The following is a 13,377-nucleotide window of genomic DNA, read 5'->3' on the forward strand; positions in this document are numbered from 1 at the left end:
TTCAACGTGCGATTGCCCTGCCCGAGGCTCGAGAAGAGAGCATCGCCCGCAGTGTTCGGTCTCGGGGAAACCGAGCTACGTGAACCGTGACGCTGCCCAGATCGTTAGCCTACTGTTTTCTACTTTTCTTGACGGCCTCATTAATCGCTTTGAGTTGCTTAAATTGAAAGGAAGCCAGTGGAGCATCTTTTCCTTTGGCATCGGCAAGCGCGACGGCCCATGTAATGGCTCCCCCCGCTTGAACAATGCGCATCGTCCAGTCAACCGCCTGCTCCGTCTCGAATGCGGGTTTTCCGGAGTTCCACGTTTCCTGCATGGGCGGGAAGAAATGTCCTAACGAACCATTGATATAGTTGTCCTTCTCAATCAGTTTGATCGCGACCTCATTCCCTTTCCAAGATGGACTGTGCCGTTTCATCGGCGTGGGGTGGCCTGCGGTGAAGTCGGATTCCGGACAGGTCAACAACTCGGGAGATCCCCCTACGTTGAATGTCAGGACAGCCTCTGGATTTCCGGCAAGCGCCGCCTTTTCCAACGCTTTAATGTCTCCGTAGGACGCATGGTCAAACCACCAGCCTGATATTTTCGTTCCGTAACGCAACGAATATTCTTTGACAATGATCTCAGCGACAGCTTGCTCAGGTGTCATCTCCCGAGATTTTGCGTACTCCTTCCACGTTTCGATAACACCCGGCAAGGCCTTGTCTGGATGTTTGCCCATCGTAGGGCCTTCCGTGGCGAAATAGACCATTACCTTGAAGTCTTGCTCGATGAGTGCGTCGAGCATTTCTCCAAACAGGTCGCGCTGAGGGACGATGTCAGGCGATACATGCTTGGCCAGTTCAGCATGTGGCGACGTGTAAAATGAACCGTTCGCTCCTTGCGTGATATTGATTTGCACCCATGCCGCAGTGTCCAGAACCTTGATCTGATCAATCATTTTCTGTACATCAAATTCAGCGAGCGCTTCGGCCTGTTTCATGCCTGGCATATTGAAGCGGAATCCCCATTTTCCTTCCATCCATGCTGCTCGACGGTCGGTGGGTTTAGCTCTGTCTTTGCTTTTTTCTGCACGTCTCCGGATATATTTTTGGTCTTTAGAGCTGAGTATTTCGATGGGGACCGATACTGTTTGGTTGTTATCAGCTCTGCGCAGGCGGACGATGTCATCCTCGCTGTCGACAAATTCTGCTTCGACAGAAAACTTCCCGTCAGCCGATTTCCAAACGCGAGGCTCTTCAGCGGAAGAACTTGCTGTCGCTGCGCAGAAAATGGTCAAGAGCGCGAGCAGCGTTAGCATCCATATCGGTCGTATTGAGTTCATCGAAAACAGAGTCGGCCTTCGATCGGATGTCATAGTGTGCGCTGCCGTGTCGAATAGATGGTTGCGGAAAAGTCGTCGTGTGCGGAGCTCGTTTCGAGAGCATTCTTGTTGCTCATCGAGACGGGCGCGAGCATCACCCCACGACTAACGAGCAAGCTGAATGTCGCTGACAGTTTGGTAGTTGTTTTCGTCGATCAACAGAAAGCAGAAGGCGTCGATTCCTTCCGGGATCTGAGCGGCGACCGTGTTGCCGGATGCGGCGATCGTGGCGGGCATCTTCATACCGATGCGCACATCGAATGATTCCTCACCACGCATCGCTTTCTGTTTACCCACACCCGGCGGATTGCGATAAATCACATACGCGGTCTTGATCGCGGGGCCAGAGCTTCTCAGCCTCACGCTTGCCCGACGGCTCTCCGCGATGAACGCCAACTTTTGAATCTCTGCGGACGGTTTCGCTTTGCCCTTAAACGCTGGATTGAGGTACGGGCCCTCCACTTGGTTTTCGACGAGTTGGCGTTCCAGGTTTTCTGAAAGCCGCTTGAGGACTGGAGCGTACTCGGGGTCCGCCGCCAAATCCTTCATTTCCTCAAGGTCGTGGCGTTGCCCATCTTGATAGAGTCGATACAGGCTGTAGTCACGCGTTTCGTAATTCTTGTAGAGCTTGAAATCCCCTTCACGAATGGCGGCTTTCATTGCGCCGATGTTGTGCGGGAAATGCCAAAAAAGATTCTCTCGTTCCACGCCTTGCGCATCCACAATCTGCTGGGCACTATCCAATAGGACCGGGGTGATGTCCAAACCGCTCAACTCCTTTTCAGCTTCCGCTGCAATTTGAGAGCGAGTCAGATTGAGAATCGTCGGAAAGAAATCGAGTTGGTTTACTAACCCGTCAAACTGTGTCCCCTTCGGAATCCCAGGCCCCACAACCACCATCGGGATACGAATCCCACCTTCTTCGTCATGAGCTTTTCCATACTTCAGCGGGTAATTGTCGGAGATGACCTCGTTGCCATGGTGCTCCGCCCCACCGTTGTCCGAGGTGAAAATCACGTAGGTTGTTTCGATCAGTTTCTTGCCGGGGCTACGTGGATCGTCCGTCTTTTCGAGATAGTCAACGATTCGCCCGAGGCTCCAGTCCACCGTGGTCACCATGGACGCGAAGTACGGATTCTGCTGCCCTTCCAAGGTCACATCACCCGGCTTTGGCGGGAACGGTTGTCCCAATTTGTCGCAGTAGTATTCGAGTAGCTCGCCATTGCGGGTCATCACCGGCCAGTGCACCATCCAGTGAGCTAGATACAGAAAGAAAGGCTTGTCCTCACTCTGCTGCATGAACCGCAGCGCGGACTCGGTGACATCATCGTAGGGATAAGAAATTCCATCCGGCTTTCTAGTGCTGACAGGCGGGTATTTCTTATCACTCAGCGGATACTTGGGATCATCAGCTGTCGCAAACCCCTTGGTTCGATCCGCCAATTTTCGATGCACGCCGCGTTCTTCGTGGCTGAACTCGAAACCAAAAAGGGACGAACTCAAACCAAGATGCCATTTACCCACATGACCGGTCGCATACCCATTGTCCTTGAGGGCCGTCGCCAAGGTGAGCGCATCCATCGGAAGGTGAGCACCAAGATACGGCTCAACGAATTCTTCCGTCGGCCTGCCTTTCGGGATATTGTCAAAGGTAACATGAGTGTACCTGAGCTTCCCCGGATGCTGGCCAGTGATGATTCCGGCCCGCGAGGGAGCACAAGTCGGCGCGGGGGAATACGCTTGGGTGAAGTTCATACCCTCCTTCGCCAGCTCAACAACGTTCGGCGTTTCGTAGGGACACGGATCGTCCAAATCATTGAGCTGGACGTCCTGCCATCCGAGATCATCGACATAGAAGATGAGGATGTTGGGCCGTTCGTCTGCCGCAGCAGAAATCGGATTCATTGCTGTCGCGGAAGCGAAGATCAGCAAAGCAAGCATTGCTGTTTTAAATCGTTTCATTTTCGTTTCACCATTGCCAGGTATTCATTCGTTTTTCAAAGTCTGGTTCGGTCATCTCTTGCGTAGTGGCCGAGGCTACGAGTCGCTGAAGTTCGGATGAAACAAACGGACTCGTGGCTTCGTCCACTTCCCTAAACTTAAGCGGTCCCAAACCACTAGTGCGTCGTTAACTTTTAATTTTTGGGTAGTGGATTTCGCCAGAAATCCCCAACTGATTGTCTCGACAGGACTTCTGGCGAAGTCCACTACCACCCAACCCTAATCCTCAAGGTTGACGAAGCACTAGAGAGTTGTTTCCTTTTTCGACTTCAGGAAATCTGCGGTGGCGATCGATGTCATCGGGTCGTTCTGTTCATCCAACTGTTTTCCAGCTCTGGGGACAGTTGTTTCAGCCTGGCGGCATGGACCTCGGCAGAGAGGCCGTACCGGGGAGCGCGGCCTCAATGGCGGCAGCAACGGCTTTGCTCTGTAACTCCTGCCCCGCACGATTGAAGTGGACATTTTTCGGGTGTTGCAATTCCTCAAGCCGCCCTTCACACAGCGCATAAAGGTCGTTCACTTCGATTTCATTGGCTTTCATTATTTCAAGTGCAATGTCGTTGTAGAGCTTGGCATCGGCCGGAAGCCGCGCCGGCTTCACGCCATCCGGATAGGGTGTCGTGGTGGCAAAGATCAGTTTGGCACCGGTGTCTTTGAGCTTGCCGACCAGTTCGGACAGATTTTTTCTGTAGGCCTCCGGGTCGGCTTGCTGCGGATCATCGAACGAGTTGGAGTTTCGACCGGTCTCAGCAAGCACATGTTTCAAGTCATGCAGCCCCCAGCTGAAGTGGATCACATCCCATTTCTGCCCTGCCAGCCATTCATCCATTTTTTGGAGACCCAACGTGGTTCCCTGACAATTTTCCGCCTTTTCCCCGTTTTCAGTATGCGGGCGGAAGACGTTGGCTCGGCCCTCAAGATCCTCACGCACCTTCAGGGTATAGGCGATAGAAATGGAATCGCCGAGAATCAGCACATTGGGCAGCTCGGGGTTTAGCTTAATCGCCCAGACCCCTTTGATTGTTTCTTCCACATCGGAGCCCTCTTCCGGCTGATAGGCCGCAGCTGCGGGCGGACCGTCGCGGGTCACAAGAATCGCGTTGAAGTGGACGTTTTTGAAGCCGTTGGCGGTGTGTGTCAGTTCCAGCGTCGGACCGGTTGCGGTGAAGGTGCCAACCGCGAATTGGCCCCAACCGCTTCCTTTGGACGGAAGCGTCACGGGTGCTACGTCACCAAAGCTCATGCCGCGCGAATAAAACTGATCGTTGAAGAAAACCTGAATTCGATAGGTCTCCCCTGGGGTCAGGCCGCTGATCATCTGAGTTCCGCGTGCGATGCCCGTTTGCGCATCGGCAACCGATTGGAGGAGGGTATTGAAATTCCGATCGCCCGTACTCGGCGCACGCTTGGATTTGTTGGGGGATACACGCTTGCCAGGTTTCGGCGTGAAGTCCAAGTCCGCGTAGCTCACGCCGGAGAATTTGTATGCGGACTTCCCACTCGCGCCGCCACCGGTGATGGAGACATGTGTCGGGCCTCCGTTGAGCGCCAGCACCACACCGCCTTCAATGAGCTGTGATTTATCGACGGTATCGATGGCCGATCCCCAGCTGATCATTCCCGGCGTCCCGGAGTCGCGAACCACTGCCGCCGGGGCTTCGTGCCCGTGCCCCGATTCCTCCGGCGCAGGCTTTTCGTCCACGCCGGGATCGTTCATCTCATCACTCAATGAGGTGAGCGCGGCGAGTAACTCGTTGAGTTTCGGAGCCAGCTCCGGATTGGCGGCAAGGTCGTTCATTTCGTGCGGGTCATCCGCAAGGTGATAGAGCCGCTCGACCCCGACGGTCGGATAGCAAAGCAGCTTCCAGCCGTCCTTGATAATCATACGCTGACGGTTCATGTACGCCCCGTAGATCTCCGAATAGCTATCTGCTTTTTCTCCGCGTAGCAGCGGAAGAATACTCCGAAAATCCACACCGTCCGTCCCCGCTCCTGCCAGCTCGAGCGAGGTCGGCATCACATCCTGCAGATAGATTGGTGCGTTAATGGTGGAACCGGCTTTGACATCCGGTCCCACCACAAGGAACGGAACACGCACGCTGTGATCATACATATTCTGTTTGCCACACAGCCCATGATGCCCGACGGCCAAACCGTGGTCTGCCGTGAAGAAGACGTAGGTGTTGTCGGCTTTGCCGGATTCTTCCAAGGCATCCAGAATACGCCCGATTTGATCATCCATGTGGGTGATCAACGCAAAGTACTCCTGTCGGTTCACTTTCACGCAGTATTCGGTGCGCGGATACGGCATCAACTTTTCATCCCTCATACTTTTACCGTAGGCCGCCTCAGCATAGGGATACTGCGGCAGAAAGTTTACCGGCATCTGAATGCGGTCGAGCGGGTAGCGGTCAATGTATTCCTTCGGCGCCTGCCGCGGATCGTGCGGCGCGTTAAAGGCTAGGTACATGAACAAAGGACTGTCCTCGGTGGCAGCCTGCTTTAAAAAGGCAACTCCGTCATCGGCGAGCACCTCGCTCCAATGTTTTCCACCTTTCCAGTATCCGCCGTGTTTCGGATCCCACGGTTTCCAGCCGGCCGCATAATCCGCTTCGTCCTTGGGGCGGTTATATCCGACGGGCGTCTGGTTCGGCATACCCGCACGAACATTCTTGGTGACATCGAAAATCGCGTTGACACTTGTGGGAACGTGCCATTTGCCAGTCATGTATGTTCGGTAGCCGGCGTGGTGCATTCGCTGCGACCACAGACGGCTGTCTTCCGCCTGTGCGTTGAGATTCGTCGCTTTGGCGTCCCAGAGAAAGCGACCAGTGTTCAGCATTGTGCGACTGGCCACACAAACGGCACCGCCCCAGGCTCCCATGTTGTAGGCATGGGTGAATGTGGTGCCGCGCCGAGCCAGCTTGTCGAGGTTTGGCGTATCGATATCGAGCATGCCATGTGCCCCGATTGTTTCGTAGCTCATGTCATCCGCAAAGATGAACAGTACGTTCGGCTTTTCTACCTCGACGTGCGGTCTCTCTGCCTCGGCAAACGACAAAGTTGCCGTCGATAAAACCAGCGTGCAAAATGCGATCAGCTTCATATTCATTTCTTTCACTTCAATCATCCCCGCCCTAATCGCTACGGCCACAACTTATATTAATTTGTCTTAAACCAACTGCGGCGAAGCACCGGGTCTTTTTCCAACTCTCTTGTCGCGTCACAGCTCGCAGAGCGACGGGGGATGGAGCCTCCTATAGATCCTGCTTGTGCTCCTCCAGCAGTTTCTTCAAGCGGGCCATCACCTCCGGATGCTCTCCGGCCACATTACGACTCTCTGAAATGTCTTCGGCCAGGTTGTAGAGTTCAAAAGCTTTCTCGTTCCGGATGAGCTTCCAATCACCGGCCCGCACGCCTTGGGTGCCATAGAAAAACGCCTCGTGCGGACTGACGGCATCGGCGCGGCCTTCGAGCAGCGGAACCAGACTTTTGCCGTCAATCCGGCTTGCTGGAAGCTCTGATCCGGTGAGGGTGGCGAGGGTTGGAAGCATATCAATGGTGGAGGCCACCTCGTTGCAGACTTGCCCGGAGGGGATGCGTCCAGGCGACCACATCAATGTTGGAACGCGCATGCCGCCTTCCCACGAGGAAAACTTGTATCCACGCAAAGGACCTGCAGAGCCTCCAACGCGTCGGTTTTGATTTCCCTTCACCTTGGCGTCGTCACTGCCTTTCAACTCCCATGGCCCGTTGTCGGACGAGTAGAAAACGAGGGTGTTCCGATCCAGACCGAGGCGTTTGAGAGTGTCCAGGATTTCCCCGACGCTCCAGTCAATCTCCTCGATGCAGTCACCATAAAGCCCGGCATCGCTCTTTCCCTCAAACTCGGGTGACGCATAGAGCGGGATGTGCGGCATCGAGTGCCCAAGATAGAGGAAGAACGGTATATCCACACTCTGCTCAATGAAGCGGACCGCCTCCTCGGTGTAGCGGCGGGTGAGCGTGTTTTGATCGGCCGGGAACTCAATGCACTGAACGTTCCGCATGAGCGGAACCTTATTTTTCAGCTTATGAGGCTGTCTCTCCCACCGGCTCAATCCTTCCTTCTCTTGCGGAAATGCGCTGGCCAATGATTCCGGCGTGACTCCTTCTCGATACAGGCAATCCTCAGCGTATGCCATCGCCTTAGCCGGGAACATGTCGTTGCTGTAGGGAATGCCGTAGTAGGAATCGAACCCCTGATTGATGGGCAAAAATTCCGGTGCGTCACCCAAATGCCACTTGCCGACCGCCGCCGTGGCATAGCCGGCCTCCTTGAGCATTTCCGCAATCGTTACATGCTTCGGATCCAACCCCTCGTTTTTCCAGTTCGGAAAGAGCGCACCGCCGATGCCAACGCGCTGCGGGTAACATCCGGTCAGCAACGCCGCCCGCGAGGCCGAACAAACCGATGAGGCCACATAAAAATCAGTGAACCGCATACCTTCATCGGCCATCCGGTCCAGATTCGGGGTTTTGATTTTCGGAGCACCATAGCAGCCGACGTCCTGATACCCCTGATCGTCCGTTAAAATGATAACGACGTTGGGCTTCTCAGCCGCGGCCGTCGCGCCCGCCGTCAGCGCGCCCGCCAGCAAAATCAATCCAGTGAATATTTTGAGAATGGTTCTTTTCAAAGTCATTTCTTGTTCTTTCTCTCATTTGGTTTCAGGAGCGATTCCTTGCCGGAATCACCCTGCTGTTTCATCCACTGGCTGATCGAAGTCTTCAACTCCTGAAGCTGCGATGCATATTCGGGGTTGTCCGCCAAGTTGTTCATCTCCCACGGGTCCTTCGCTAAGTCAAAGAGCTGGAACTCGGGATGCTTCCGATAACGATAAACAAGTTCTTCCGCTTCGGGGTTGCTCTTAGCTTTATCCAACCACGAGAGATACATCATGCGGACGTGACGATTGGGATCCTTCGTATCCTCATAACCGTAGTCAAAACCATTGATCACACGAACTGCAAAAAGGTTGTCCGGCGTCAGGTTCCACATCAGTTTGAAGCGTCCGTCAGTCACCGCGCGCGACACAAAGGGAGGCCCTTCCGGTCCGCTGGTATAGGTGAAGAAGGCCTTCTCACGATGTGTTGTTGTTTTCCCGTTAATGAGCGGCAGCAGACTTTTTCCATCCAAATCCGGCGGCTCGCTGCCGCCGCCGGCGTCGATCAGCGTCGGAAGAATGTCGCAGTACTGGCTCAGCGCATCCGTCGTCAAAGCTGGAGCCCCCGGCCATTTGATCAGACAGGCCGATCGCACGCCCCAGTCGAAATTGGTCCATTTCCCGCCCGGCATTCCTGCGCCGTTTTCATCCAGCACAATCAGTGCGGTATTGCGGTCGAGTCCAAGTTTTTCAAGTAGCGAGCGGGCTTTGCCAACCTGAGCGTCAAACAATCGAACCTCCGCCAAATGCTCACGATAAAGCTCCCGCGTTTTTGCCGTATCCACCATATGCGGCGGCAGTTCCAAATCGTCCAATTCCCATGGCGATATGTCACCGGAATCCCACGGAGCATGCGCATGAATGGAACAGAGGAAAAGACAGAACGGCTGATCGCTATCGCGCGTTATAAACTCTTCGACCCCGTCCCAACTCTCGCCGGGAGTATTCCGCGCATTACAGTTGCCCGGAAATCCCTTTACGAACTCGAACGGATAAACCGATTTCGGACTGAAATGTTTCTTGCCGGTCAGCCCGACGCGGTATCCAAGTTTTTCAAGATGCTGCACCACGCTCAACGTACCCGTTTTCGTCGCCTTGTGATTTACGTTGCATCCGTTGCGATGCGGCTGAAGACCGGTGTACAACTCCGCGCGCGTCGGGCCACAGATCGCCTCGGAAACAAACATGTTGGTAAAACGGATGCCCTCCTTCGCCAGTTCGTCGATGTTCGGGGAAGTATGCGGATTGGCTGCGCCATAGCAGCCCAAACTCGACGCACTGATATCATCGCCCACGATGATCAGAAAGTTGGGACGCACCGCCGGACCGGGCTCGGCGTAAACCGAACCTGCCAGCAACAAAGCAGCAACTGCAAAGATTCCTGTTCGCTTTTTCATATTGGTTTCATTCATTTCAATAATCCCCGCCTTGATTGTTACGTGCACAGGATTTTTGCATCGGCACTAAAGCGGAATGCGATCGTTATCGTGAGTGCTGCAATAATGATTGTTCTTCTATTCTCCCTGTAACAGGGCAGACGATCCGGCTATTGCATCTCATCGGCGGTGGCTACACCATCCTTGTTTTTATCGTAGGTGTTATCGAACTGCCGCTCAAAGATGGATGCAAACTCGGCGCGGGTCAGCTGACCGTTTTCATCCCGGTCTGCGCCTTGAAACGAGGCATGGGTATGCTCATCCGGAGTGAGAAGCCCGTCTTTGTTTTTGTCCTTCCGCTCGAAGCCGGCAGAAAAATAGTCGACAAATTCCGCCTTCGTGACTTTCCCGTCCTTATTCACATCCGCCGGCATCAGCTTTTCCGGAAGCGCCGCCGGTGACTTTTGGGTCGGTACAGGAGTCGATAATCCGCCCGTTGCCGACAGCGCCCGTTCCGAATACTTTTCTTTGCGGGAACCCATCTCATCAGCCATCTCAGGATAACTGACCAGAAAATTGTTTTTATCGATTAGGTTAATGACGTAATGCGTGGTGCCTTCCGGAAGCTCTGCGTTTACTTTCATACCGGACCGCAGAGTCGCGGGCATGCGAAACCACTCTTCGTATCGATGTCCGCCGTTCAGTGTGTAGAGCAGATTGGCCCGCACCACCTTTGCGCCGTTTTCCTCATACGAAAAATTGACCGTGTTCCCATTTTTCTTATGAGAGACAACCGCGGGAACCGTTTCCTTGTTTGGCAGGTCATGCTGATAGGCCGGGTTGTAATAGGGATAGCTGGCCTTCATTCCAGTCAGTATTTCAGTCAGCTCGGCATTCATCGCCTGCGCTTTTTCCGGCATGGACGCTGCGAGGTTTTTGGCTTCTTCAATATCACCGCGTTTCTGCGTTCCGCCTTCGGTTTTGTATAGGCGATAGAGCTCCAGCTCCGGAGAACCGGGATTGTTTATGTGGTCGTAGTTGCGCACGAGTTTGTAGTCGCCGACGCGGATCGTGCTCTCCAGCGCAATGCTATTGGGGAAGTGCCACATCATCGTATCGCGCACGGAACCATCGGCCTCTTGAACCAGCTCGGGGTTTGTCGCATCCTTTTCTAGCAGCGAAGATATGTCGCAGCCGTCGAAACGCTTTCCGTCGGGCTTCTGCGTACCGGTCCATGAAAGAATGGTCGGATAAAAGTCGAGCCCGTTGATCATCACATCAGACTCCACGCCTGCCTCAATACCCGGGCCGGTGATGATCAGCGGGACACGGGTTCCGCCTTCCATGGCAGAGATCTTTCCGCGAGCAAGCGGGTAGTTGTCGGTGATAATTTCGCCGGGATGCCCTTCCATGCCCCCATTGTCGGAGGTGAAAATGACATAAGTGTTTTCGCTCAGCATATGACCCGGCCAACGCGGGTCTTCGGTGGTTTCCAAGGTTTGGAACATTTTGCCGACGTAATAATCGAGTTCCTCAACCATCGCACAATAGAACGGGTTGGACTGCCCCTCGCTCTTCCACTCCTGAGGATTATCCGGAAGCTCCACGCCGAGCTTTTTAACGTACTTATTGAGCAGTCTTTCATTGCGGGTATGAATTGGCGTGTGTACCAACCAAGTGCAATAGAAAAGGAAGAACGGCTTGTCTTTGTTTTCACGCACAAAGGTCAGCGCATCCTCGCTGTTCTGGTGCGTTGTGAACCCGTTTTCATCGAGGCGATACGGATCGTCCGAGTTGTTCGTCGCAAACCCCGTCAACCGATGTGGTGTCATCTTCCTGGTCGTTCCAAGATTATGGCGGGTCCAGTCAAACCCCTGATCCTCCGGCTGCGGATAGGCGTTGTGATTAATAGCCATATGCCATTTGCCGCAGTGGCCGGTGGTGTAACCGTTTGCTTTGAGCGCCTCTGCGATCGTCACGGTTTCGACCGGCATGCGACCGCTGTACCACGGCGCCATCATGCGGTGCATGGTTTTGTTGTAGGGCGTCGGCGGCCCGCCACCGACGACGTGGGTCTTCTGGGCGCGGGCGGGATGATCCCCGCTCATAATGGCGCAGCGGCTCGGCGCGCAAGTCGGCGCGGGTGAATAGCCCTGCCAGAAAAGGACGCCCTTTTTTGCCAACGCATCGATATGAGGCGTCTCCATCGGCGACGGCTCATCGATGTCGTAGCACTTTAAATCCTGCCACCCGAGATCATCGGTCAGCAGCAGTAACACATTTGGCTTCGAGGGTCTTCCCTCTTCCGCGAAAGCCCCTTGCAGTCCACAAACAACACCTACAGTCAAAAGAACATATTTAAAATTCATTCTGATTCCTCATCATCATCTTCCTATTCATTCCTTTCATTTTAATAATCCCCGCCCTGATCACTGCGGGTACATGATTCGCGCCATGCGGCCAACTGCTTCGACATCTCTGCCACCTTTTCGGGGTGGGCGGATGCAATATCCTTTTTCTCGGACGGGTCGTTCAGTAGGTCGTAAAGCTCCCACGTTTTCCCGGCATTCTTGCTGTAAAGCTTGTACTGCTGGGTCGTCCACGCGAGCTGGCTTTGTGACTCGAATCCGATCGGTTGTTGCCTCTCGGTCAGTGTTCCGGCCAGTACCGGAAGCAACGAAATACCGTCGAGCGGACGCTGGCTCGCGTATTCCACTTTCAGCGCGTCCAGAATCGTCGGCAGATAGTCACTGGTCACCGCTGGGAACTCGGTTTTGGTTCCCGCCTTGACGCGGGCGGGCCATTCCAGAATGCCCGACACACGAACGCCCCCTTCATGCAGCGAACGTTTTCCATCGCGGAAGTGCCCCGCGCTTCCTGGCGCTCTGCCCGGAGACAATGCCCCGTTATCGGAGCCGAACCAAAGCATCGTGTTCTCGGCAACGGCCGCTTCCTGCAGCGTCTTGCGCAGCCGGCCTACCTGCTCATCCATGGCGGTAACGCAGCCATAATAATTTCGCTGATAGGAATCGTACTGCGAATACATTGCGGCATATTCCGGCCCGGCCACAACCGGCAGATGCGGAGCATGAAACCAGATCACCGCAAAGAACGGTGCGCCGTTCTTCGCCGCCTGCTCGATGAACGGCACCGCACGATCCATCAGCACGCGTGAATCACAACCCTCGAGATTATCGCGGACAACCTCACCCTTCTCATTCCAGTAATGGGTTCCATACGCAACCGCTGTTGATTTATCCGCAATGTAATCCCAGCCGTTATGATGATCTTTCAGCGGCTTCCACATCGGATCCCACGTCGGCACTTTCGATTCGGTGGAGAAGCAAACCTCAAAACCGTTTTTCCACGGCGGGGAGAATTCCTTCGTATTGCCCGGCTTGCCCCGGTTGGCATCCTTCATCTCGGTCGTCATGGTGCCCAGGTGCCACTTGCCGAAATGCCCCGTGGCATAGCCATGTTCATTCAGTAGCTCAGGCAGGGTCAGCTCCTCGCTTTGCAAATGTCCTTTGTTGGCAAAGTAGATGCCGTACCGGAATGGATGACGCCCTGTCAGGCACGAGCCGCGTGTCGGACTGCAAACGGGTGATGAAGAATAGAAGCGGTTGAACTGCAACCCCGCCGCCGCCATGGCATCGAGCTGCGGCGTTTTGATCGGTGACTCAGGGTTGAAGCAATGAACATCCCCCCAGCCCAGATCGTCCGCCATCATCAATATAATGTTGGGCCGCGGTTGCTCACCCTGTACCATCCCCGTCAAAAGAGAGGCAGCGACCATGATCAAGAAACCACATCTTCTATTACGTTTCATTAGACACCTTTCAAAAACAGGCCATGCAACAGCAGGGCTTTACACGACATGTTACAGTTCGGCCGAACTCCACTCTGGCAGGCCCGTCCTTCAGTTGCTTGT

At 54.5% G+C, this 13,377-nt stretch carries 7 protein-coding genes; all 7 read right to left on the reverse strand.

All coding sequences use genetic code 11. From position 1 onward, the window contains the following. Positions 1 to 109 precede the first annotated feature (109 nt). The 7 genes from NB063_RS11630 to NB063_RS11660 all read right to left on the reverse strand — a co-directional run bounded on the left by NB063_RS11630 (position 110) and on the right by NB063_RS11660 (position 13,275). Entirely contained in the window at positions 110 to 1,300 is a 1,191-nt protein-coding gene (locus tag NB063_RS11630) for an SHD1 domain-containing protein (protein ID WP_250928899.1), read from the reverse strand. A gap of 168 nt (positions 1,301 to 1,468) precedes the next feature. Further along, positions 1,469 to 3,325 (reverse strand): sulfatase, encoded by a 1,857-nt coding sequence (locus NB063_RS11635; protein ID WP_250928900.1) that lies wholly within the window; start codon positions 3,323 to 3,325, stop codon positions 1,469 to 1,471. 388 nt (positions 3,326 to 3,713) lie between these two features. Beyond that, positions 3,714 to 6,494 (reverse strand): sulfatase-like hydrolase/transferase, encoded by a 2,781-nt coding sequence (locus NB063_RS11640; RefSeq protein WP_250928901.1) that lies wholly within the window; start codon positions 6,492 to 6,494, stop codon positions 3,714 to 3,716. Between the two features lie 127 nt (positions 6,495 to 6,621). Then, the gene (locus tag NB063_RS11645; RefSeq protein ID WP_250928902.1) at positions 6,622 to 8,049 is read right to left on the reverse strand and encodes a sulfatase family protein; all 1,428 of its coding nucleotides are present in this window, start codon (positions 8,047 to 8,049) and stop codon (positions 6,622 to 6,624) included. Then, positions 8,046 to 9,482, reverse strand: coding sequence for a sulfatase family protein (locus NB063_RS11650; RefSeq protein WP_250928903.1), 1,437 nt, complete (start codon positions 9,480 to 9,482; stop codon positions 8,046 to 8,048). Before NB063_RS11650 ends, NB063_RS11645 begins: the two co-directional genes overlap by 4 nt. 134 nt (positions 9,483 to 9,616) lie before the next feature. Then, positions 9,617 to 11,815 carry a sulfatase-like hydrolase/transferase gene (locus NB063_RS11655; RefSeq protein ID WP_250928904.1) on the reverse strand — a complete coding sequence of 733 codons (2,199 nt, stop codon included), beginning with the start codon at positions 11,813 to 11,815 and terminating at the stop codon, positions 9,617 to 9,619. A gap of 41 nt (positions 11,816 to 11,856) precedes the next feature. Further along, positions 11,857 to 13,275 (reverse strand): sulfatase family protein, encoded by a 1,419-nt coding sequence (locus tag NB063_RS11660; RefSeq protein WP_250928905.1) that lies wholly within the window; start codon positions 13,273 to 13,275, stop codon positions 11,857 to 11,859. Positions 13,276 to 13,377: the final 102 nt, after the last annotated feature.

This window comes from Aporhodopirellula aestuarii (assembly GCF_023701485.1).
GTDB classification, from domain to species: Bacteria; Planctomycetota; Planctomycetia; order Pirellulales; family Pirellulaceae; genus Rhodopirellula; species Rhodopirellula aestuarii.

Bases quoted from the DNA above. Each gene is read 5' to 3' on its own strand.
- NB063_RS11630 (WP_250928899.1), bottom strand. From the start codon at position 1,300: ATGCTAACGCTGCTCGCGCTCTTGACCATTTTCTGCGCAGCGACAGCA.
- NB063_RS11635 (WP_250928900.1), bottom strand. From the start codon at position 3,325: ATGAAACGATTTAAAACAGCAATGCTTGCTTTGCTGATCTTCGCTTCC.
- NB063_RS11640 (WP_250928901.1), bottom strand. From the start codon at position 6,494: ATGATTGAAGTGAAAGAAATGAATATGAAGCTGATCGCATTTTGCACG.
- NB063_RS11645 (WP_250928902.1), bottom strand. From the start codon at position 8,049: ATGACTTTGAAAAGAACCATTCTCAAAATATTCACTGGATTGATTTTG.
- NB063_RS11650 (WP_250928903.1), bottom strand. From the start codon at position 9,482: ATGAATGAAACCAATATGAAAAAGCGAACAGGAATCTTTGCAGTTGCT.
- NB063_RS11655 (WP_250928904.1), bottom strand. From the start codon at position 11,815: ATGAATTTTAAATATGTTCTTTTGACTGTAGGTGTTGTTTGTGGACTG.
- NB063_RS11660 (WP_250928905.1), bottom strand. From the start codon at position 13,275: ATGAAACGTAATAGAAGATGTGGTTTCTTGATCATGGTCGCTGCCTCT.